Source organism: Stenotrophomonas sp. YJH_SMC_10 (genome assembly GCF_059371555.1).
Map to the genome: position 1 here is coordinate 92163 of NZ_JCAFUS010000010.1, position 21597 is coordinate 113759.

Genomic DNA, 21597 nt, shown 5'->3' on the forward strand with positions numbered 1-21597 from the left:
TCAGGGCCCGCCGAGGCCGCCGTTGAACTGCAGCTCGCTGAAGGTGTTGCTGGCCGGGTCGAACACCGCGCCCCAGAACTGCGCGCCGCCGTCGCAGACGCGGATCGCTTCCCGCGCCGGATTGATGCCGCTGTCGTCGGGCAGATGGAAGGCGTTGATATAGATCAACCGCTTGCCAGCGCTTTCGATGCCGACGTACTGGCGGTCGAAGTCCAGCACCTTCGGCACCTGGGCCTCCAGCGACGACAGCTTCGCTTCCAGCTGGTCGACCTGCTGGCGGCTGGGTGCCCAGTAGCCGCTGACCCGCCCGGGCTCGCGGCCCGGGCTGGGCCGCGAGCAGGTATCGAGCACCTGCGCGGCGATGATCGGGCGGGTGACCACCCAGGACTGGCCGGTGCGCGCGGCAGTCGGCACGCTGGCCGGGCCGCGCGTGGTGGTGCAGGCACCCAGGACGGCGGCGAGGGCGATCGCCGCCGTGGGCAGCAGCAGGCGGGTGCAGCGGTTCACAACACCTCCGAAGCGTAATCGGCCAGGCGCGAACGCTCGCCACGGCGCAGCGTGATGTGCGCGCTGTGCGGCCAGTTCTTGAAGCGATCCACCGCGTAGGTCAGGCCCGAGGTGGTTTCGGTCAGGTACGGCGTGTCGATCTGCTCGACGTTGCCCAGGCAGACGATCTTGGTGCCGGGGCCGGCACGGGTGATCAGCGTCTTCATCTGCTTCGGGGTGAGGTTCTGCGCCTCGTCCAGGATCAGGTAGCGTGACAGGAAGGTGCGGCCGCGCATGAAGTTCATCGAGCGGATCTTGATGCGGCTGGCCAGCAGATCGTTGGTGGCCTGGCGGCCCCAGGTGCCGCCTTCCTGGTTGTGCGTCAGCACTTCCAGGTTGTCGGTCAACGCGCCCATCCACGGCGTCATCTTCTCTTCCTCGGTGCCGGGCAGGAAGCCGATGTCCTCGCCGACGCTGACCGTGGCGCGGGTCATGATGATCTCGCGATAGCGCTGCTGGTCCATCGTCTGCGCCAGGCCGGCGGCCAGTGCCAGCAGGGTCTTGCCGGTGCCGGCGGTACCCAGCAGCGTGACGAAGTCGATCTCCGGGTCCATCAGTGCGTTGAGGGCGAAGTTCTGCTCGCGGTTGCGTGCGCTGATGCCCCACACGGCGTGGCTGCCGTGGCGGAAATCATCGACCAGCGACAGCACCACCTTGCCGTCGCCGACCACGCGGCTGACGCGCAGCTCGACTTCATCCTCGCCTGGCAGGTAGACATACTGGTTCGGATACCACTCCTCGCCGTCCTGCGCCTGGATTTCGTAATGGGTACGGCCCTTGTCGCTCCAGCTGCGCAGGTCGTCGCCGTGGCGCTTCCAGAAGTCTTCCGGCAGTTCGGTGGCGCCGGTGTAGAGCAGGCTGAAATCGTCCAGCGCGCGGTCGTTCTCATAGTCCTCGGACACGATGCCGGCGATGGCGGCCTTGATCCGCAGGTTGATGTCCTTGGAGACGAACACCACCGGCAGGTCCGGGGTTTCTTCCTTCAGGGCCAGGATCGCGCCGAGGATGGCGTTGTCCGGAATGACCTGGCCGAAGCTCTTGCCCGCATCAAAATGGCTGGTCTGGAAGCGCAGCTTGCCGGCGCTCTGCTTGCCGCGCAGCTGCAGGCCGTTGGGGCGCTGCAGCGGAATGCCGTCGGCCAGGTTGTCCAGGCCGGATTCCTGCACCAGCTCGTTGAGGAAGCGGCTCACCTGGCGGGCGTTGCGGCTCGCCTCGGAGGTGCCCTTCTTGCCGTTGTCCAGCTCTTCGATCACCTGCATGGGCAGGTAGACGTCGTGCTCCTCGAATTTGAACAGCGCGGTGGGATCGTGCATCAGCACGTTGGTATCCAGCACGTAGATGCGCTTGCCTCGGGTCATCGTCGATTCCTGGTTACGGACAGGGAAAAACCACCACGGCCTGCTGCGGGGCAGGGTGATGGCAGACACAGTAGGCAGTGGGACTCACTTGGACTGGGAGGCCTTCAGTTCGGCGAGAACCGCATCGGCATGGCCGGCAACCTTGACCTTGCGCCAGGACTGCACGATGCGGCTGTCGGGGGAAATCAGGAAGGTGCTGCGTTCGATGCCACGTACCTGCTTGCCGTACATGTTCTTCATCTTGATCACGTCGAAGGCGTTGCACAGCGCTTCGTCGCCATCGCTGACCAGCGGGAAGCCGAAGCCCTGCCTGGTGCAGAAATTGTCGTGGGACTTCACCGAATCACGCGAGACGCCCAGCACGACCGCACCGGCCTTCTTGAATTCCGGCAGCAGCGCGTTGAAGTCGAGGCCTTCGGTGGTACAGCCCGGGGTGCTGTCCTTGGGATAGAAGTACAGCACCAGCCAGTGGCCGGCGTAGTCGCCGAGGGTGGCCTGGGCGCCACCGGACAGCGCCAGTGGCAGGGAGAGGGTGGTGCGGTCCAGGGTGTCGCCGTTGTTCATGAGGTCCTTCTGTCGAGCCTGGGTTCTTTCTACGACAATTGCATGAAACGCCACGCGCCCGTGAGGGATGCGCGAAAAATCAGGAATTCATTCAGAACTTCATCGGGTCCATGATCGCGTCCAGGTTCAGGTGGTCGCAGAACTCGAGGAAATCGTCGCGCAGCGCGGCGATGTGCATGTTGGCCGGCACGCCGATGGTGACCTGCGCGCTGAACATCTCCGCACCGGTCTGCATGGCGCGGTAGCGCGTGCTCTGCAGGTTCTCGATGGTGATGCCCTGGCGGTCGAAGAAGTCGGCCAGCTGGAACAGGATGCCCGGCTTGTCGGCGGCGATCACTTCGACGATGTAAGGCAGCAGGTTGGACTGCGCCTGCTTGGCGGCGGTGCGGTACCAGACCAGCTTCAGGCCTTCCTCGCGCTCGAGCCGGGTCAGCATCGCCTCGAGCTTGGCCACCGAGTCCCAGGAGCCGGTGGCCAGGGCGGTGACCGAGACATCGCGGCCGACCGTGGCCAGGCGTGCGTCCACCAGATTGCAGCCGCTGTCGGCGATGCGGCGGGTGACGGACAGCAGGGGGGACTCCGGATGCGTCGTATAGGCGTTGATCAGGAGGTGGTTTTCGCTCGGCGCGGGGCGCGGGGTGGTGTCGGTCAAGGCGATTCCGGGTAATGCATGCGTGAGTCTGAATGCCCGCCAGAGGCGGGGATCCACCGGTGTCCAGCATACTTGCCCGTGCTTTCGCGCCGCAAGTAACATTCAGGTCGCCCCCGGCCTGTCGTGGCGGGCGTTTTCCCTTCCCAGCCAAGAGCAGCACGTCCTTGTCCCTTTCCGGCCTCATCACCGCGCTGGCGACCCCGTTCCGGGCCGACGGTGCCCTCGATCCCGATGGTTGGCAGCGCCTGCTGCACCTGCAACTGGAGGGTGGCGTCCATGGCGTTGTCGTGGCCGGCTCGACCGGCGAGGCGGCCACCCTGACCGACGCCGAGTACGACCAGCTGCTGGCCAGTGCGGTGGAACGCATCGGCGGCCGCATTCCCGTCATGGCCGGCACCGGCTTGTCCGGCACCGCCAAGACCATCGAACAGACCCGTCGTGCCGCCGCACTGGGCGCCAGCCATGCGCTGGTGGTCACCCCGCCCTACGTGCGGCCGACCCAGGCCGGCCTGATCGCGCACTACCGCGCGGTTGCCGACCAGGGCGGGCTGCCCGTCGTCCTGTACAACGTGCCTGGCCGCACCGGCTGCGACATGCAGCCGGAGACCGTCGCCGAGCTGGCCAGCCACCCCAACATCGTCGGCATCAAGGAAGCGGTCGGTGACACCGGCCGGGTACACGCGCTGCTGGCACTGCGCAGCCCGCAGTTCGCGGTGCTCAGTGGTGACGATGGCACCGCGGCCCGTTCCATCCGCGCCGGTATCGATGGCCTGATCTCGGTGGGTTCCAACGTGCTTCCCGGCGCCTACCGCCGGATGTGCGAGCTGGCCGCCGCGCACGACCATGAAGCCACCGAGTCGTGGGATGCGCGCCTGCAGCCGTTCCATGATTTCTGTGGCGTCGAACCGAACCCGATCCCGGTCAAGGCGCTGCTGCGCCGCATCGGCATCGGCCACGACCTGCGCCTGCCACTGCTGCCGCTGTCGGCAGCGCATCACCCGGCCGCCGATCATCTTGCGGGCGACATCGCCGCCCTCGAAGCCCTTTCCAGCCACTGACCTTCCGTCTTGGTCTGACCCAGGAGATTCACATGCGTCAATCCGTTTCCACCGTCCGCGTGCTGTCCTATGCCCTGCTTGCTGTGGCGGTCGCTGCCGGCACCACCGGCTGCTTCAAGCGCGGCGTCAAGGGCGACTACGCCCTGGCCCCGGAAATGCGTCCGCTGGAAGTGCCGCCGGACCTGAACCTGCCGGCCACCACCGGTGACAACAAGGTGCCGACGCTGGCCTCGGCGACCAAGCCGGCGGCACCTGCCGCGGCTGCCCCGGCCGTGGGCACCACGGGCTTCACCATTGCCGGCGGCAAGGAAGAAGCCTTCGCCAAGGTCGGCACGGCGCTGGAAGGCGTGGAGGGCGTGACCATCGCCAGCCGCGCGCAGCTGCTGGGTTCGTACGACGTGGCCTATGAAGGCAGCAACTTCCTGGTCCGCGTGGTTGCCGTCGATGCTGGCGCCTACATCTCCGCGGTCGATCCGCGTGGCCTGCCGGCCACGGCCGCAGCACCGGTGAAGCTGATCGCTGCGCTGAAGGCGAAGCTGGCGCCGTAAGGGCCGGTCGAGCGGGTGCGGGCCCAGGTCCGCAGCTGCCCGGGTAGAGGCCGACCTGGGTCGGCGCTTCTGTGCCAACCAAGGTTGGCACCTACCGGATCCTGCGGTTGGCGTATGCCGGAAAACGCAAAAGGGCGCCCAAGGGCGCCCTTTTCGTTGCTGCAACGGGCGCTTCTCAGCGCTCCAGCAGTTTCAGCTTGTCCGGCTTGCCATCCCACTCGCCGGCGTCGGCAGGCGGATCCTTGCGCACGGTCAGCACCGGCCACGCCTTCGCCAGCTCGGCATTGAGGGCGACAAAGCCCTCCTGGCCGGCGGGGACATCGTCCTCCGGGAAGATCGCGTTGACCGGGCACTCCGGCTCGCAGAGGGTGCAGTCGATGCACTCATCCGGGTCGATCACCAGGAAGTTCGGGCCTTCGTGGAAGCAATCCACGGGGCACACTTCCACGCAATCGGTGTGTTTGCACTTGATGCAGTTTTCGGTGACGACAAAGGGCATGGGCTGGGGGTGGATCGATTCCTGAACCCGCCAATTCTAGAACAGGTTGGCCCCCGGTGTCGGCGCGGAGCCGAAAACGGGCGTCTGGCAGGCGCGGCCGTGGCGGCCGTTGGCGGCATGGCAGGGCCTGTGCGACGCTGCGCGGCAACCGGCCGTGGTGGCCGGGCTCCCTTTCCAACAGGATCTTCCATGTCTCACGCCCAGCCCGGCGTCGCCTCCCACGGCGGTGAAAACACGGCCTTCATCGTCCTGATCAGCTGCGTGGCCACCCTCGGTGGGTTCCTGTTCGGCTTCGACAGTGGTGTCATCAATGGCACGGTCGATGGCCTGCGGCAGGCCTTCAATTCCAGCGAGGCCGCGCTGGGCTTCGAGGTCGCCTCGATGTTGCTGGGCTGCGCGATCGGGGCCTTCCTGGCCGGCTGGCTGGGCGATCGGCTGGGGCGCCGCGGCGTCCTGATCGTGTCGGCGCTGATGTTCCTGGTTTCGGCGCTGGGCGCCGGCGCGGCCCATGCGTCCTGGCTGTTTGTCGCGGCCCGCGTGCTGGGCGGTTTCGCGGTGGGCGCGGCCAGCGTGATGTCGCCGGCCTACATCGCCGAGGTCGCTTCGGCGCGGTATCGCGGCCGACTGGCCACGGTGCAGCAGATGGCCATCATCTGCGGATTGTTTGCGGCGTTCCTCAGCAATTATCTGCTGGCCCGCGCTGCCGGCGCCTCGACCGAGCCGCTGTGGCTGGGCCATGAGGCGTGGCGCTGGATGTTCTGGATGCAGGCGCTGCCCTCCGCGCTGTTCCTGGTGCTGCTGCTGGTGATTCCGGAAAGCCCGCGCTTCCTGGTGCTGAAGGGCCGCCAGGGGCAGGCGAGGGCGGTGTTGTCGCGACTGTACGGCGAGGCCGCTGCCCGGGCCAAGCAGGCCGAGATCGAGGCCAGCCTGGCACAGGACCAGCACAAGCCGCGCTTCGGCGACCTGCGCAGCAGGGCTACCGGCAGGCTGCGCCCGATCCTCTGGGTGGGCATCGGCCTGGCCATGTTCCAGCAGCTGGTCGGCATCAACGTGGTGTTCTACTACGGCGCGGTGCTGTGGCAGGCGGTGGGCTTCTCTGAAAGCGACGCACTGCTGATCAATGTGCTGTCCGGCGCGCTGAGCATCGGCGCCTGCCTGCTCACCGTGCTGCTGATCGACCGCATCGGGCGCAAGCCGCTGCTGTGGGTCGGCTCGGTCGGCATGTCGGTGGCACTGGTGCTGATGGTGGTGGCCTTTGCCAGCGGCAGCCTGGCCGGCGGGCGCCTGCAGCTGTCCGATGGCATGGGTCGGCTGGCGCTGGTCGCAGCCAATGTCTACGTAGTGTTCTTCAACATGTCCTGGGGCCCGGTGATGTGGGTGATGCTGGGCGAAATGTTCCCCAACCAGATCCGTGGCCCGGCGCTGGCGGTGGCGGGGGCCGCGCAATGGACCTCGAACTTCGCGATCACCGTGACCTTCCCGATGCTGCTGGCCGGCATCGGCCTGGCCGGGGCCTATGGCATCTACGCGGTCGCGGCGATCCTTTCGATCTTCTTTGTGGTCCGCTACGTGCGCGAGACCAAGGGCAAGGAGCTGGAGCAGATGGAAGGCTGACGGCCGGCCTGTGTTTCTGCGCCTCCTTTCTTCGTGGGGAGGCGGCAGGCCAGCCGATCCAGGACACGCCGTAAACCCATCCATGGGGGCTCGATGGCGCCATCCATGGCGCCAACGGTCCTGGATCGGCTGGCCTGCCGCCTCTGGTCAGATCATGGGTTGCGCGGACGCAGCGCAGCACGTCGGGGTCGAGCTTGCCGCGAGTACGGAAACTGTGAAGAGCGCGGGCAAGGCCATCCAGGGCAGGACCGTGAGCGCCATGGATGGCGCGACCGAGCCCCCATGGATGGGTTTACGGCGTGTCCTGCCCTGGATGGCCTTGCCCGAGCCCTTTCGGGAGGGGTGGCGCTACAGCGATCAAGCAGGTGGGGTGCGCCAAATCCGGAAAACAGAAAAGCCCGCACGAGGCGGGCTTTTTCGGTTCCTGCTGCGGCGACTGGCGCTCCCTAGGGGACTCGAACCCCTGTTTTAGCCTTGAGAGGGCCACGTCCTAACCACTAGACGAAGGGAGCGTAACTGTGTCGCTGCCGAGGCAGGAGCGCTAGTATATGCACCTCGATGCCATTGGGCAATCCCGAAACTTCAACCGGAAGCGCCAACATCATTTCCCCTGCTACATCACCGTTCAGCCTGCGCGTCATCCCGCGCGACCAGCACACGATCTCCCGCAAGGACATCAGCCCGAACGCCCTGCGCGTGCTTTACCGCCTGCGCGATGCCGGCTTCGGCGCCTACCTTGTCGGCGGCGCGGTGCGCGATCTGCTGGTCAATGGCCAACCCAAGGATTTCGACGTGGCCACCGACGCCACGCCCGAACAGGTCAAGCAGCTGTTCCGCAACTGCCGCCTGATCGGTCGCCGGTTCCGCCTCGCCCACGTTGTGTTCGGCCGCGAGATCATCGAAGTCGCCACCTTCCGTGCCAACAGCGATGACGGCAGCGGCGACCGCGAGATGGAAAACGGCATGCTCGTGCGCGACAACGTGTACGGCACCATCGAAGACGACGCCGTCCGCCGCGACTTCACCTGCAACGCGCTGTACTACGCCATCGAGGACTTCTCGGTGCGTGACTACACCGGTGGTTTCGAGGACGTGCAGGCACGTCTGATGAAGCTGATCGGCGATCCGGTGCAGCGCTACCAGGAAGACCCGGTGCGCATGCTGCGTGCGGTGCGCCTGGCGGCCAAGCTCGGCTTCCAGATCGAAGAGGGCACCGCCGCGCCGATCCCGCAGCTGGCCGGCCTGCTCAACGAAGCCGCACCGGCGCGCCTGTTCGAGGAAGTGCTCAAGCTGTTCCTGTCCGGGCACGGCGTGGCCAGCTTCGAAGGCCTGGAGCGTTACGGCCTGCTCGACGTGCTGTTCCCGGAAAGCGCCAAGGCGTTGAAGTCCAACCGCACCGGCGCGCTGCGCCGCATGCTGGTCGAGGGCCTGGCCAACACCGATGCGCGCGTGGCCAACGACGAGCCGGTCTCGCCGGCGTTCCTGTTCGCACTGCTGCTGTGGCCGGCGTTCTGCCGCGCGCAGGCGACCCTGCTCAAGCAGGGCGTGGCACCGGAAGAGGCACAGCGCCGTGCCGCCGACCGCGTCACCGTGCAGCAGCTGAGCACCATTGCGCTGCCGCGGCGTTTTTCGCTGCCGATGCAGGAGATCTGGCTGCTGCAGTCGCGCTTCGGTTCGCGCCAGCGCAAGCGCGTGTTCCGCACCCTGACCCACCCGCGTTTCCGTGCGGCGTTCGACTTCCTCAGCCTGCGCCAGGTGGCATCGTCCGAGCATGCTGCCGATGTCGAGTTCTGGCGCGACGCGCAGGCGCAGTCCGGACGCGAGCTGGAATCGTCGCTGGATGCGATGCACAGCGAAGAGACCGAGGACGAGAGTGGGGCGCCGCGCAAGCGCCGCCGTCGTCGGCGTCGTCCGGGCGCCACGGCCGGTGCAGCGGGCGAGTAAGCAATGACCCTTGCCTGGATCGGCCTCGGCGCCAACCTTGGCGACGCGGCCGCCACCGTGGGCGCGGCGATTGCCGCGCTGGACGGCCTGCCCGGGACCCGCCTGCGCCAGGCCTCGCGGCTTTACGCAACGCCGGCCTGGGGCAATGAAGACCAGCCGCCGTTCGTCAATGCAGCGGCCTCGGTCGAAACCACGTTGCCGGCCGATGAGTTGTTGCAGGCGATGCTGGCGCTGGAGCAGCGCTTCGGCCGCGTGCGCGATCCGGCGGTGCACTGGGGGCCGCGCGCGCTGGACCTGGACCTGCTGCTGTATGGCGCGCAGGTGCTCGATCAGCCGGGCCTGCAGGTGCCACACCCTTACCTGCACGCGCGTGCCTTCGTGCTGGTGCCACTGGCCGAAATCGCACCGGATCTGGCCATTCCCGGCCATGGCCGCGTGCGGGATGCAGTGATGCGGGTGGATGCCTGCGGGATCGCGCCGATAGGGTGATAATGCCCGGGTTATCTCCCCCGGTTATCAGCACATGAGCACCCACGCAGACAGCAAGCCCTGGACCGTTCCCGCCCTGGCCGAGGCCAAGCGCAATGGCCAGAAGCTGGTCATGTTGACCGCCTACGACGCCGGCTTCGCCCGCACCTTCGACGCAAATGGCGTTGACCTGATCCTGATCGGCGATTCGCTGGGCATGGTCGTGCAGGGCCATGATTCGACCCTGCCGGTGACCGTGGCCGACATGGTCTACCACACCCGCGCCGTGGCCCGCGTGCTGCAGCGTGCGCTGCTGGTGGCCGACCTGCCGTTCGGCGCCGATGCCACCCCGGAGCGCGCGCTGGATGCTTCGCTGCAGCTGCTGCAGGCCGGTGCCGAGATGGTCAAGATCGAAGGGGCCGGCTTCAAGGTCGACATCATCCGCTACCTGGTCGAGCGCGAGATTCCGGTCTGCGCGCACCTGGGCCTGACCCCGCAATCGGTGCTGCGCCTGGGCGGCTTCAAGATCCAGGGCCGCGGCGATGCCGCCCGCCAGCTGGTCGAGGATGCCAAGGCCGTGGCCGCGGCCGGTGCCAGCATCATGGTGCTCGAATGCGTGCCGACCCCGGTCGCCGCGGAAGTGACCGCCGCGGTGGATGTGCCGACCATCGGCATCGGTGCCGGCCCGCAGTGCGACGGCCAGGTGCTGGTGCTGCACGACTTCCTGGGCCTGGACAGCGGTCATCGCCGTCCCAAGTTCGTCAAGGACTTCCTTGCCGAAGGCGGTTCGGTGGCCGGTGCCACCCGCGCCTACGCCGACGCCGTGCGCGACGGCAGCTTCCCCGACGAACAGCACGCCTACGCCCAATGATCCAGACCTTCAACGAACTCGGCGCACTGCGCGCGCAGATCGCCCAGTGGAAGCAGGACGGCCTGCGCGTGGCGCTGGTGCCGACCATGGGCAACCTGCATGGCGGCCACCATTCGCTGGTGGCGCTGGCCCGCCAGTACGCCGACAAGGTGGTGGCGAGCATTTTCGTCAATCCGACCCAGTTCGGCCCGAACGAGGATTTCAACCGCTACCCGCGTACGCCCGAGGCCGACGTGGCCGGGCTGGAGCAGGCCGGCTGCGACGCGGTGTGGCTGCCCAGCGTCGAGGTGATGTACCCGCTGGGCGTGGACAAGACCACGCAGATGCATGCGCCGGGTGTCAGTGAAGTGCTGGAAGGCGCCAGCCGGCCGGGCCACTTCGATGGCGTCTGCACCGTGGTGGCGCGCCTGTTCCTGCAGGTCCAGCCGGACGTGGCCGTGTTCGGCCGCAAGGATTACCAGCAGTTGGCGGTCATCAGGCAGATGGTGACCGAGCTGTCGTTCCCGATCCAGATCGTCGGCGCCGACATCGTGCGCGACGAGGATGGTCTGGCCAAGAGTTCGCGCAACCAGTACCTGAGCGACGAACAGCGCCCCGTCGCGACCACCATCCACCGCACCCTGCTGGGCATGCGCGAGGGCTACGTGGCCGGTCACCCGCGCGAACGCATCGAGGCGGATGCCACCGTCGCGCTGCAGGCAGCCGGGTTCCAGGTCGACTACGCGGTGCTGCGCACCCCGGAGCTGGCCGAGCCGACCTTCGACGGCGGTGGCCGCGTGGCGCTGATTGCCGCGCGGCTGGGCACCACCCGCCTGATCGACAACCTGGAGTTCTGAGCCGCACGTGGCTCCGGGGCGCCCGCAACGGGCGCCTCTCACCATCCCACGGACGGGAGACTGGATATGAAGACCCCTGCCACTGACGCCGGCCGCCTTGCCCGGGCGACGATCCTCGCCGTGCTGGCGGCCGGCATGCTGCCGGCGCAGCTGTTTGGCGGCCTCTTGTTCGCGCTCGAATTCAGGCGCACGCCGATGCCCGCGCTCACCGGCGGTGGGCTGATGTTCGGGCTGGGCCTCTGCAGCGCCATCGCGGTGTTCCTGCCGATGGCGCTGATCCTGCAGTCCCGGCGGCCCTTGCGCCGGATCAGCTTCGCGTTTGTGGGGGCTGCGCTGGGCGCGCTGGCCATGGCGGTCCATGAATGGCCGGGTGCGGTCCAGGGGCCGCTGCTGCAGCGCCTGCGCTATGTGGATACCTTCGATGTGATCCGCTATGGGCTGACGGTGTTGTTGGCCGGGGGGCTGGGCCTGGCCGCCGGGCTGGCCTTCCATGCGGTATTCCGGCTGTCACTGCAGGGCGGTGCCGTCCCTGCCGCGCCAGCGCCGTGGGGCGAGGGCGCCTGAACGGCCTTCAGCGTCCTGCGGCAGCCCCCTGACGACGGCCAAGCGGGTGCTAGAATCCGCTCTTTCCTTTGCCGTTGCAGCGCCCCCATGCACCTGTCCCTGCTCAAGACCAAGATCCACCGCGCCACCGTCACCCATTCCGAGCTGAACTACGAAGGCTCGATCGCCATCGACGACAACCTGCTGGCGGCCACCGGCATCCGCGAGTTCGAGCAGGTGCACATCTGGGACGTGACCAACGGTGCGCGTTTCTCGACCTATGCCATCCGCGCCGAAGCCGGCAGCGGCGTTGTCTCGCTCAACGGTGGCGCCGCGCGCCACGTGCAGGTCGGTGACATCATCATCATTGCCGCGTTCGCCAGCATGACCGAGCAGGAAGCCGACAGCTTCAAGCCGAAGCTGGTGTACGTTGATGGCAAGAACCAGATCACCCACACCAACGACACGATCCCGACCCAGGCCGCATGACAACGAACAACGGATTCGACTCGCTGCATTCCCACGCCCAGCGCCTGAAGGGCGCAAGCATTCCCGGCCTGCTCGCCGCCGAACCCGGCCGCGTACAGGACCTGGCGCTGCGGGTCGGTCCGTTGTACGTCAACTTTGCCCGGCAGAAATACGATGCCGCGGCGCTGCAGGCGTTGCTGGCGCTGGCGGCCGACCGTGACGTCGGCGGTGCCATCACCCGCCTGTTCCGCGGCGAGCAGGTCAACCTGACCGAAGGTCGCGCGGCGCTGCACACCGCGCTGCGCGGCGACGTGGTCGATGCGCCGGTGGCGGCCGAGGCCTATGCCACCGCGCGCGCGATCCGCCAGCGCATGGGCGTGCTGGTGCGCGCGCTGGAAGACAGTGGCGTGACCGATGTGGTCAGTGTCGGCATCGGTGGTTCCGACCTTGGCCCGCGCCTGGTCGCCGACGCGCTGCGCCCGGTCACCGGCGCGCGCCTGCGCGTGCATTTCGTGTCGAACGTGGACGGCGCCGCCATGCAGCGCACGCTGGCCACGCTGGATCCGGCCAAGACCGCCGGCATCCTGATTTCCAAGACCTTCGGTACGCAGGAAACCCTGCTCAACGGCCAGATCCTGCACGACTGGCTGGGCGGCAGCGAGCGCCTGTATGCGGTCAGCGCCAACCCGGAACGCGCCGCCAAGGCCTTCGCGATCGCCGCCGATCGCGTGCTGCCGATGTGGGACTGGGTCGGTGGCCGTTATTCGCTGTGGTCGGCGGTCGGTTTCCCGATCGCGCTGGCGATCGGCTTCGAGCGTTTCGAACAGCTGCTGGAAGGCGCGGCGCAGATGGATGCGCACGCGCTGGATGCGCCGCTGGAGCGCAACCTGCCGGTGTTGCACGGTCTGACCGACATCTGGAACCGCAACCTGCTGGGCCATGCCACGCATGCGGTGATGACCTACGACCAGCGCCTGGCGCTGCTGCCGGCCTACCTGCAGCAGCTGGTGATGGAAAGCCTGGGCAAGCGCGTGCAGCGTGACGGCCAGCCGGTCACCACCGACACCGTGCCGGTGTGGTGGGGCGGGGCGGGTACCGATGTGCAGCACAGCTTCTTCCAGGCGCTGCACCAGGGCACCAGCATCGTGCCGGCCGATTTCATCGGCTGCGTGCACAACGATGATCCGTACACGGTCAATCACCAGGCCCTGCTGGCCAACTTGCTGGCGCAGACCGAGGCGCTGGCCAATGGCCAGGGCAGCGAAGATCCGCATCGGGATTACCCGGGCGGCCGCCCGAGCACGTTGATCCTGCTCGACGCGCTGACCCCGCAGGCGCTGGGCGCGCTGATCGCCATGTACGAACACGCCGTGTACGTGCAGTCGGTGATCTGGAACATCAACGCCTTCGACCAGTTCGGTGTCGAGCTGGGCAAGCAGCTGGCCAGTGGCCTGCTGCCGGCGCTGCAGGGCGAGGAGGTGGCGATTGCCGATCCGATGACCCGCGAGATCCTGGCGCAGCTGAAGCGCTGATGCCCTGGTAGTGCCGGCCACTGGCCGGCATCCAGGTGATGCTTCAATCGTTCATGAGGTTGCCGGCCAGCGGCCGGCACTACCGCGTCACTCGACGCGCTGCCGCGCAGGCGCTGGGTGCGCTGACCCGCGAGATCCTGGCGCAGCTGAAGCGCTGATGCCCTGGTAGTGCCGGCCGCTGGCCGGCATCCAGGTGATGCTTCAATCGTTCATGAGGCTGCCGGCCAGCGGCCGGCACTACCGCCTCACCTGCTCGGGTCGCGTTCCGGACTGGGCCGCTTGGCCAGCTTGCGCTGCAGCGAACGCCGGTGCATGCCGAGCAGGCGCGCGGCGGCCGAGACATTGCCGCCGGTCTCGTGCATCGCCTGCTGGATGTGTTCCCACTGCAGGCGGCTGATCGGCGTCATCGCGTCCGGCACTTCCATTTCGCCATCGTCGGCCGGGCCGTCGTCCTCTTCGCCCAGCGCGCGCAGGATCATCGGCACCGTGGCCGGTTTCGGCAAGTAATCATCCGCACCCAGCTTGATCGCCTCCACCGCGGTGGCGATGCTGGCATAACCGGTCACCAGCAGGATGCGCATGTCGGCTCGCAGGGCGCGCAGCGGCTGGATCAGCGCCAGGCCCGAGTCGCTGCCCAGTTTCAGGTCGATCAGCGCGAACGCCGGCGGATGCTGGCGCGCGAGCGCCAGCGCGCTGGCCGCATCCTGTGCGGTCTGCGTTTCAAGCCCCTTGCGGGCCAGGCTGCGTTGCAGGGTGCGCAGGTACAGCTCGTCGTCGTCGACCAGCAGGCCCTGGGGGGAGGGATGAAGGCTCATGGGGTGTCCTCGCGTGGGGCCAGCGGCAGGCGGAAGCCGACGCGGCTGCCGGCCCCCTGGGCCGGGCGCATCCACATCTCGCCGTCGAGGCGTTCGATGGTGGCATGGGACAGGGCCAGGCCGACGCCCATGCCCTCACTCTTGCTGCTGCCGAACAGCCTGCCCGGCAGCACGGCGGCACGGGCGTCGAAGCCATGGCCGTAATCGCGTACTTCGCCGATCAGGTCGTCGCCTTCGATGCGCAGGTCCAGGTCCACGCGCGGCCGGCCGGCCTGTTCGCCGGCATCGGCGGCATTGTTGAGCAGGACCATCAGCAGGTGGCCCACGCCCGGGTCGAGTGGCAGCCGCAGCGGCGCATCGTCGTTGCGATGCAGGTCGATGGTGGGCCGCACCAGGCGCCATTGCTCCAGCACCTGCTGGGCGCTGGAGTGGCTGCGACCCGGTGCATCGGTCGACGCCGGCGCAGCCAGTGCCAGCACGCGCTCGCGGCACTGCACCAGCAGCTCGCGCAGGGTTTCCATGTCCTCGCGCACTTCCGGCTCTTCGCTGCGCTCGGCGACGTCATCGGCGAGCAGGGTCATGGTCGCCAGTGGCGTGTTCAGTTCATGTGCCACCGAGGCGGCATGGGTGGCCAGGGCGACGATGCCCTCGTTGCGCGCGAAGCGCTCGCGCAGCGCCGACAGTTCCAGTTCGCGCTGGCGCAGCGCCAGCGCCAGCCGGGTGGAGAAGGTCAGCACCACCGCAGCGGAGATCAGGAAGTTGGCGACCACGCCCCAGCGGTTGAGGTCCTGCGCGCGGAAATAGCCGTCCGGCAGCGGCTGGCCGAAGATGCCGCTGGCGGCGTAACCGAGCAGGCAGGCCAGGGCGACCGCCAGTGCCCAGCGCAGGGGCAGGGCGAACGCCGCCAGCGCGATCAGGATCAGGAACAGCGAACTGAACGGGTTGGCCATGCCGCCACTCCAGCCCACCATCCAGGTCAGGATGATCACGTCCACCAGGATGTGGCCGAATGCGGTCAGCGGCGCGGTGTCGGCCGCTTCCGGGCGCAGCTGGGTGTAGATGTTGAACAGGGCAAGCACGGCCACACCGGCCCACAACGGCTGCTGCGGCAACGGCAGGCCCAGCACCCAGGTGGCGACCAGGATGGTGGCGGCCTGGCCACCTACGGCAAGCCAGCGCAGGCTGCACAGGGTGCGGAGAAACGGGGCGTCGGGACCGGTCATGCGTGCCCATCGTATGCGTTCAGGCGTGCACGTGCCTGCGACAATCGGCCGCAGCCGTGCCGCCGGCTGAATGCGAGTCACCCGGAATGCAGGGCCGGGCGCTAGAATGCCCGCATGCACGACGCCGTCACCCGCCCGACTCCCCCTTCCGATGCCACCGCCTGGCCCCGTCGCCAGACCCATGCCGTCCAGATCGGCGGGGTCACTGTAGGCGGAGGCAAGCCGGTGGTGGTGCAGTCGATGACCAACACCGATACCTCCGACGTGGCCTCCAGCGTGAAGCAGGTGGCCGAGTTGTGGCGTGCCGGCTCGGAGATGGTGCGGTTGACCGTCAATACCGTGGAGGCGGCTGCGGCGATCCCGCGCATCGTCGACAAGCTGGCGATGATGGGCATCGATGTGCCGCTGATCGGTGATTTCCATTACAACGGCCATCAGCTGCTGACCGCCGAACCGGCGTGTGCCGAGGCGCTGGCCAAGTACCGCATCAACCCGGGCAACGTCGGCTTCGGCAAGAAGAAGGACCTGCAGTTCGCCCAGTTGATCGAGTTCGCGATCCGCTACAACAAGCCGGTACGCATCGGCGCCAACTGGGGGTCGCTGGACCAGGCCCTGGCAGCGAAGCTGATGGACGAGAACAACCTGCGCGCGGAGCCCTGGGATGCCGGTCGCGTGCTGCGCGAGGCGCTGATCCGTTCGGCGCTGGATTCGGCCGAGCAGGCGGTGGAGCTGGGCCTGCCGCGCGACCGCATCGTGCTGTCGGCCAAGGTCAGCGGCGTGCAGGAACTGATCGCGGTGTACCGCGACCTGGCCCAGCGCTCCGACTTCGCCCTGCACCTGGGCCTGACCGAAGCCGGTATCGGCAGCAAGGGCATCGTCGCCTCGTCGGCGGCGCTGGGCGTGCTGCTGCAGGAAGGCATCGGCGACACCATCCGCATCTCGCTGACCCCGGAGCCGGGCCAGTCGCGCACGCAGGAGGTGATCGTCGCCCAGGAACTGCTGCAGACCACGGGCCAGCGCGCCTTCACGCCGTTGGTCACCGCCTGCCCCGGTTGCGGCCGCACCACCTCCGAGTTCTTCCAGGAACTGGCCAAGGTGGTGCAGAACCACGTGCGCGAGAAGATGCCGCTGTGGAAGGTCCATCACCCGGGGGCGGAGAACATGACCCTGGCGGTGATGGGCTGCATCGTCAACGGGCCGGGCGAGTCGCGCCATGCCAACATCGGCATCTCGCTGCCGGGCACGGGTGAAACGCCGGCGGCGCCGGTGTTCGTCGATGGCGAGAAGAAGGTGACCCTGCGCGGCGACAACATCGCCCAGGAGTTCGTCGCCCTGATCGACGATTACGTCGAACGCACGTATGTCCGAAGCGCCGGATAAGCCTGCGATCCTCGCCGCGCCGGAGTCCGCCTCCGGCTTCCGCCACTGGATGGCGCGCAATGCGTGGCGCCTGGTGCTGCTGTTCGGTGGCGTGCTGCTGCCGCTGGCCGGCTTCGTCGCCCTGGCCGACGAAGTCCACGAGTTTGAATCGTTCCATTTCGATGCGCCGCTGCTGTGGCAGATGCATGGCCTGCATTCGCCGCTGCTGGACCGCTTTTTCGTGCTCATTTCCAGGCTGGGCTACGAATGGTTCCTGATTCCGGCCGACGTGCTGATCATCGGCGTGCTGCTGGCCTGTCGGCGGTGGCGGGAGGCCACGTTCGTGGCGGTCAGCTTCGTGGGCTCGGCGCTGCTGAACATGGGCAGCAAGCAGTTCTTCCAGCGCGAACGGCCCAGCCTGTGGGAATCGATCGCGCCCGAATCGACGTTCAGCTTCCCCAGCGGCCACGCGATGGGCTCGATGACCCTGGCTGCGACCCTGGTGCTGCTGGCCTGGAACACCCGCTGGCGCTGGCCGGTGCTGCTGCTGGCGCCCGCGTTCAGCCTGCTGGTCAGCGTCTCCCGGGTCTATCTGGGGGTCCATTACCCCTCGGACATCCTGGCCGGATGGTGTGCGGCGCTGGTTTGGGTGGTAGGGTGCTATCTGGTCATGTTCAGTCGCCGGCATCCTTGGCGACGTCACGATTCGCCGCCAGCGACGGCCAGCGAAGCATCACCACAGGGGGATTGACGTGGATGACCCCTCCGGGGCGTCTACGTAATAGATCAGTTGTTTCGTTACTGCAGGTTCTGCAAGACAGGGGACAAGCACAACGCGCGGTACTGTGATGCGCAAGGCAGAATGCCCGGTTCGCTTCCCGAACGCGCTTGCAGGGGTATCGGCGCCCTGCCTAGCTTGACCTGCAATGGCCGCATTCGAAGAGGTACGTGGATGACGATTCGAGTCTACCTGGTGGATGACCACGCGCTGGTCCGGACCGGGATGAAGATGATCCTGTCGGGGGAGACCGACATCGAGGTGGTGGGCGAAGCCGAGACCGGCGAAGACGCGCTGCGTGACGTCCGTCAGCTGCTGCCTGACGTGGTGCTGTGCGACCTGCACCTGCCCGGCGTGAGTGGCATGGAGGTGACCGAGCGTATCGTCCGCAGCCATCGCAACACCCGCGTGGTGATCGTGTCGGTGCTGGAAGACGGTCCGCTGCCGAAGCGTCTGCTGGAAGCGGGCGCTGCGGGCTACATCGGCAAGGGCTGCGATGCACAGGAGCTGCTGCGCGCGGTGCGCGATGTGGCCATGGGCCGGCGCTACCTGGGCACCAGCATCGCGCAGAACCTGGCCCTGTCGACCGTGGAGGGCAACGGTTCGCCGTTCGACAACCTGTCGCCGCGCGAACTGGAGGTTGCATTGCTGCTGACCCAGGGCCTGCGCCAGGAAGACATCGCGCGGCGCTTGAGCCTGAGTGCGAAGACGGTGAACACGCACAAGGCGCGACTGTTCGAGAAGATGGGGATCCACGACAACATCGCACTGGCGCGCATGGCCAGCCAGTACGGCCTGGTAGATCCGGCACGGCCGTTGTAAGGGATTCGGCCAACGGCTGAGCCCCTCGCGGTGGTGGTGCGGTTGGATTTGTGGGGTTGGCCCTGCGGAGGGACCGCGCAGGGGACGCCGTGAATCCATCCCTGGAGGCTCGGGCGCGCCATCCATGGCGCTTACGCCCCTGCGCAATCCCTCCGCAGGGCCACGGACAGGTTCCGTGCGCCGCCACCGCGGAACGAAGAAGGAAGAGCAGGAGCGGGTCGCGCGCTGCGCGCGCTCGCAGCCTGGGGTCGGATCCTTTCCCGGCGGGAAAGGGCTCTGACCCCGATCTTCATGTCAGTGGCCGCGTACGCGCTTGATGATCTTCGCGGCGTCGGCAGCGCTGGCGCGCACCTTGTCCCACTGGCCGTCGGCGATCCAGTTGCCCGGCACCATCCACGAACCCCCGATGCAGACGACGTTCTTCTGCTCGAGGTACTCGGCGGCGGTGTTCTCGGTGATGCCGCCGGTCGGGCACAGCTTGAGGTCTGCCACCGGGCCGGCCAGTCCCTTGATCATCGCCAGCCCGCCCACGGCGGTGGCCGGGAACAGCTTGCACACGCGGAAGCCACGCGCATACAGCGACAGCAGTTCGGTCGGCGTGGCCGCACCCGGCACCACCGGCAGCGGTGCAGCCGCCAGCGCATCGGCCAAGGCCGGCGGCGTACCCGGGGTCACCAGGAAGTCCGCACCTGCATCGATCGACTGCTGCATCTGCTCCACGGTCAGCACCGTACCGGCACCCACCACCACGTCCGGCAGCTCGCGCTTGAGCATCGCCAGCGCGTCCATCGCCACTGGCGTACGCAGCGTCAACTCGATCGCCGGCAGGCCACCTTCCAGCAACGCCGCACTGACCGCACGCGCCTGGTCCAGCGTATGAACCGTCACCACCGGCAGGATGCCCGCCGCATGCAACAGCTCCGCCGCCTTCACCTGATGTTGTTCGATACCCATGCTTTTGCCCTTGCCTTTGCTCTTCTTGATTCAGTGGCCGCAGCGCAAACGACGCGCCGGGAATTGTCCAAGGGCAGTAGAGCGCCCTGGCCGGGACCGTGAGCGGCATGGATGCCGCGACCGAGCCCCCATGGATGGGTTAACGGCGTGTCCCGGCCAGGGCGCTCTACTGCCCAAGCCGGGAAGCCTGCCGCGGCTTTTCGCTTCAGGCGTCTTTTGCCTCATGCGGCGCCGCCGCCGCTGCGGCATCGTGCCCCAGCTCATACTCCGCGTCGTATTCCCACGGCCCGCCATCGGCCGCCGCCGGACCGCACGAAATCGAAATCGCGCCCTGGTCGGCCGGCCCCACCACGCGCCGGTTGACCGCGAACAGATTGCGGCCCAGGTCATGTGCCGCCGGCGCAGTGTTCGGTGCCAGTGGCCGTGCCGCCCACTCCGCCGCATCCACCAGCACCTCCAGGGTGCCGGCTTCGCCATCGAGGCGGATCATGTCGCCCTCGCGGACCTTGGCCAGCGGACCGCCACGCGCGGCTTCCGGCGTCACGTGGATGGCCGCCGGGATCTTGCCCGAGGCGCCGGACAGCCGGCCGTCGGTGACCAGCGCCACGCGCCGGCCCTGGTTCTGCAGCAGCCCCAGCAGCGGCGCCAGCGAATGCAGCTCCGGCATGCCGTTGGCGCGCGGCCCCTGGTAGCGCACCACCGCCACGAAGTCCTGCGGCAGCAGGCCACCGGCATGCAGCTTGTTCAGCACCTGCGGCGCATCGACCACCACCGCCGGTGCCTCGATCGTGCGGTACTGCGGCTTCACCGCCGACAGCTTGATCAGCGACTTGCCCAGGTTGCCGCGCAGCAGGCGCAGGCCACCCTGGTGCTCGAACGGGTTGTCGACGCCGCGCACCACCTCGTCATCGGCGCTGCGTTCCAGGCCCGGCAGATAGACCAGCTGGCCGTCGCGCAGCTGCGGCTCGCGCGCATAGTCGGCCATGCCGCCACGCGCGACGCTGACCAGGTCACCGTGCATCAGGCCCGCCTTGATCAGCTCGCCGAACACGAACGCCGGGCCGCCGGCGGCCGCGAAACGGTTCACGTCGGCTTCGCCGTTCGGATAGACGCGGGCCAGCAGCGGGATCAGCTGCGACAGTTCGTCGAAGTCATCCCAGGTCAGTACGATGCCGGCCGCTCGCGCCACCGCGATCCAGTGGATGGTGTGGTTGGTCGAACCACCGGTGGCCATCAGCGCGATGACCGCATTGATGATCGCGCGCTCGTCGATGATCCGGCCCAGCGGGCGGAAGTCATCCCCCAGCGCGGTGATCTCCAGTGCGCGCTCGGTGGCTTCGCGGGTCAGCGCATCGCGCAGCGGCGTGCCCGGATTGACGAACGACGCCCCCGGCAGCTGCACGCCCATCGCCTCCAGCAGCACCTGGTTGGAGTTGGCCGTGCCATAGAAGGTGCAGGTGCCGGCGCCGTGGTACGACGCAGATTCCGCTTCCAGCAGCTCTTCGCGGGTGGCTTCACCTGCGGCGTAGCGCTCGCGTACCTCGGCCTTCTGCTTGTTGGGGATGCCCGGGGTCATCGGGCCGGCCGGTACGAACACCGCCGGCAGGTGGCCGAAGGCCAGCGCACCGATCAGCAGGCCCGGCACGATCTTGTCGCAGACACCGAGGTAGACGGTGCTGTCGAACATGTCGTGGCTGAGCCCGATCGCGGTGGCCTGCGCGATCACATCGCGCGAGAACAGCGACAGTTCCATGCCGCCGCGGCCCTGGGTAACGCCGTCGCACATCGCCGGCACGCCGCCGGCCACCTGCGCGGTGGCGCCCAGCTCGCGGGCGATCTCACGGATCTGTTCGGGATAGGTCTCGAACGGCTGGTGCGCCGACAGCATGTCGTTGTAGGCGGTGATGATGCCGAGGTTCGGTGTCACCCCGCCGCGCAGGCGGCTCTTGTCAGTGCCGCCACAGGCGGCGAACCCGTGGGCGAGGTTGCCGCAGCTCAGGCGGCTGCGGAACGGGCCATCACGCAGCGAGGCGTCGATCGCGGCCAGGTAGGCGGCGCGCGAGGCGGCGCTGCGGCGGATGACGCGCTCAGTGATGGCTTGCAGTTGCGGATGGAGGCTCATTGGCTACCGGCGTTCGAGGTGGC

At 67.9% G+C, this 21597-nt stretch carries 22 protein-coding genes and 1 tRNA gene; 13 read left to right on the forward strand and 10 right to left on the reverse strand.

Annotated features, from left to right (window positions below):
• From AC5P9C_RS13960 to AC5P9C_RS13975, 4 genes are all read right to left on the reverse strand, one after another.
• On the reverse strand, positions 1-507 hold the full coding sequence (locus AC5P9C_RS13960; RefSeq protein ID WP_049466349.1) for a hypothetical protein: 507 nt from the start codon (positions 505-507) through the stop codon (positions 1-3).
• Entirely contained in the window at positions 504-1904 is a 1401-nt protein-coding gene (locus AC5P9C_RS13965) for a PhoH family protein (RefSeq protein WP_049466347.1), read from the reverse strand. The genes AC5P9C_RS13960 and AC5P9C_RS13965 overlap by 4 nt, the downstream gene beginning before the upstream one ends.
• An 84-nt stretch (positions 1905-1988) precedes the next feature.
• Positions 1989-2468: a peroxiredoxin gene (locus AC5P9C_RS13970; RefSeq protein WP_049466345.1), complete on the reverse strand. Its 480-nt coding sequence runs from the start codon at positions 2466-2468 to the stop codon at positions 1989-1991.
• A 91-nt stretch (positions 2469-2559) separates the two neighbouring features.
• Positions 2560-3120: a glycine cleavage system transcriptional repressor gene (locus tag AC5P9C_RS13975; protein WP_005409051.1), complete on the reverse strand. Its 561-nt coding sequence runs from the start codon at positions 3118-3120 to the stop codon at positions 2560-2562.
• 164 nt (positions 3121-3284) lie between these two features.
• On the opposite strand from AC5P9C_RS13975, the gene dapA reads away from it, so the two are divergent.
• On the forward strand, positions 3285-4178 hold the full coding sequence (gene dapA / locus AC5P9C_RS13980) for a 4-hydroxy-tetrahydrodipicolinate synthase (RefSeq protein ID WP_053463400.1): 894 nt from the start codon (positions 3285-3287) through the stop codon (positions 4176-4178).
• Positions 4179-4210: 32 nt separating this feature from the next.
• The gene (locus AC5P9C_RS13985) at positions 4211-4726 is read left to right on the forward strand and encodes a hypothetical protein (RefSeq protein WP_049466341.1); all 516 of its coding nucleotides are present in this window, start codon (positions 4211-4213) and stop codon (positions 4724-4726) included.
• Between the two features lie 175 nt (positions 4727-4901).
• Here AC5P9C_RS13985 and fdxA read toward each other — a convergent pair whose 3' ends face one another.
• Positions 4902-5225, reverse strand: coding sequence for a ferredoxin FdxA (gene fdxA, locus AC5P9C_RS13990; RefSeq protein ID WP_049411316.1), 324 nt, complete (start codon positions 5223-5225; stop codon positions 4902-4904).
• A gap of 189 nt (positions 5226-5414) precedes the next feature.
• Between fdxA and AC5P9C_RS13995 the strand changes: the two genes are divergently transcribed.
• Entirely contained in the window at positions 5415-6839 is a 1425-nt protein-coding gene (locus tag AC5P9C_RS13995) for a sugar porter family MFS transporter (protein ID WP_053506625.1), read from the forward strand.
• A gap of 437 nt (positions 6840-7276) precedes the next feature.
• Here AC5P9C_RS13995 and AC5P9C_RS14000 read toward each other — a convergent pair.
• A tRNA-Glu gene (locus AC5P9C_RS14000) sits at positions 7277-7351 on the reverse strand.
• Positions 7352-7403: 52 nt separating this feature from the next.
• On the opposite strand from AC5P9C_RS14000, the gene pcnB reads away from it, so the two are divergent.
• From pcnB to pgi, 7 genes are all read left to right on the forward strand, one after another.
• On the forward strand, positions 7404-8783 hold the full coding sequence (pcnB, locus tag AC5P9C_RS14005; RefSeq protein WP_049466337.1) for a polynucleotide adenylyltransferase PcnB: 1380 nt from the start codon (positions 7404-7406) through the stop codon (positions 8781-8783).
• 3 nt (positions 8784-8786) lie between these two features.
• Entirely contained in the window at positions 8787-9272 is a 486-nt protein-coding gene (gene folK / locus AC5P9C_RS14010) for a 2-amino-4-hydroxy-6-hydroxymethyldihydropteridine diphosphokinase (protein ID WP_103282942.1), read from the forward strand.
• 34 nt (positions 9273-9306) lie between these two features.
• A complete protein-coding gene (gene panB, locus AC5P9C_RS14015; RefSeq protein ID WP_005416119.1) occupies positions 9307-10122 on the forward strand; it encodes a 3-methyl-2-oxobutanoate hydroxymethyltransferase in 816 nt (271 codons plus the stop codon).
• Positions 10119-10958 carry a pantoate--beta-alanine ligase gene (gene panC / locus AC5P9C_RS14020; RefSeq protein ID WP_103282941.1) on the forward strand — a complete coding sequence of 280 codons (840 nt, stop codon included), beginning with the start codon at positions 10119-10121 and terminating at the stop codon, positions 10956-10958. The genes panB and panC overlap by 4 nt, the downstream gene beginning before the upstream one ends.
• Before the next feature lie 66 nt (positions 10959-11024).
• The gene (locus AC5P9C_RS14025; RefSeq protein ID WP_103282940.1) at positions 11025-11522 is read left to right on the forward strand and encodes a hypothetical protein; all 498 of its coding nucleotides are present in this window, start codon (positions 11025-11027) and stop codon (positions 11520-11522) included.
• An 87-nt stretch (positions 11523-11609) separates the two neighbouring features.
• Positions 11610-11990 carry an aspartate 1-decarboxylase gene (gene panD, locus AC5P9C_RS14030; protein ID WP_005409061.1) on the forward strand — a complete coding sequence of 127 codons (381 nt, stop codon included), beginning with the start codon at positions 11610-11612 and terminating at the stop codon, positions 11988-11990.
• Entirely contained in the window at positions 11987-13501 is a 1515-nt protein-coding gene (gene pgi / locus AC5P9C_RS14035) for a glucose-6-phosphate isomerase (RefSeq protein WP_053463396.1), read from the forward strand. The genes panD and pgi overlap by 4 nt, the downstream gene beginning before the upstream one ends.
• A gap of 245 nt (positions 13502-13746) precedes the next feature.
• Here the strand turns inward: pgi and AC5P9C_RS14040 are convergent, their stop codons facing one another.
• Together AC5P9C_RS14040 and AC5P9C_RS14045 are read right to left on the reverse strand one after the other, a co-directional pair.
• On the reverse strand, positions 13747-14316 hold the full coding sequence (locus AC5P9C_RS14040; protein ID WP_049468770.1) for a response regulator transcription factor: 570 nt from the start codon (positions 14314-14316) through the stop codon (positions 13747-13749).
• Positions 14313-15539, reverse strand: coding sequence for an ATP-binding protein (locus tag AC5P9C_RS14045; protein WP_074726107.1), 1227 nt, complete (start codon positions 15537-15539; stop codon positions 14313-14315). The genes AC5P9C_RS14040 and AC5P9C_RS14045 overlap by 4 nt, the downstream gene beginning before the upstream one ends.
• Positions 15540-15653: 114 nt before the next feature.
• Between AC5P9C_RS14045 and ispG the strand changes: the two genes are divergently transcribed.
• From ispG to AC5P9C_RS14060, 3 genes are all read left to right on the forward strand, one after another.
• Positions 15654-16919, forward strand: coding sequence for a flavodoxin-dependent (E)-4-hydroxy-3-methylbut-2-enyl-diphosphate synthase (ispG, locus tag AC5P9C_RS14050; protein ID WP_053463394.1), 1266 nt, complete (start codon positions 15654-15656; stop codon positions 16917-16919).
• Positions 16900-17649, forward strand: coding sequence for a phosphatase PAP2 family protein (locus AC5P9C_RS14055; RefSeq protein ID WP_049468765.1), 750 nt, complete (start codon positions 16900-16902; stop codon positions 17647-17649). Before ispG ends, AC5P9C_RS14055 begins: the two co-directional genes overlap by 20 nt.
• Positions 17650-17850: 201 nt before the next feature.
• Complete coding sequence (locus tag AC5P9C_RS14060; protein WP_053506275.1) at positions 17851-18498, forward strand: response regulator; 648 nt, start codon at positions 17851-17853, stop codon at positions 18496-18498.
• A gap of 294 nt (positions 18499-18792) precedes the next feature.
• Here AC5P9C_RS14060 and eda read toward each other — a convergent pair whose 3' ends face one another.
• Positions 18793-19452 (reverse strand): bifunctional 4-hydroxy-2-oxoglutarate aldolase/2-dehydro-3-deoxy-phosphogluconate aldolase, encoded by a 660-nt coding sequence (eda, locus tag AC5P9C_RS14065; protein WP_049468761.1) that lies wholly within the window; start codon positions 19450-19452, stop codon positions 18793-18795.
• Positions 19453-19657: 205 nt separating this feature from the next.
• Positions 19658-21574 (reverse strand): phosphogluconate dehydratase, encoded by a 1917-nt coding sequence (gene edd, locus AC5P9C_RS14070; protein WP_053463391.1) that lies wholly within the window; start codon positions 21572-21574, stop codon positions 19658-19660.
• Between the last annotated feature and the right edge of the window lie 23 nt (positions 21575-21597).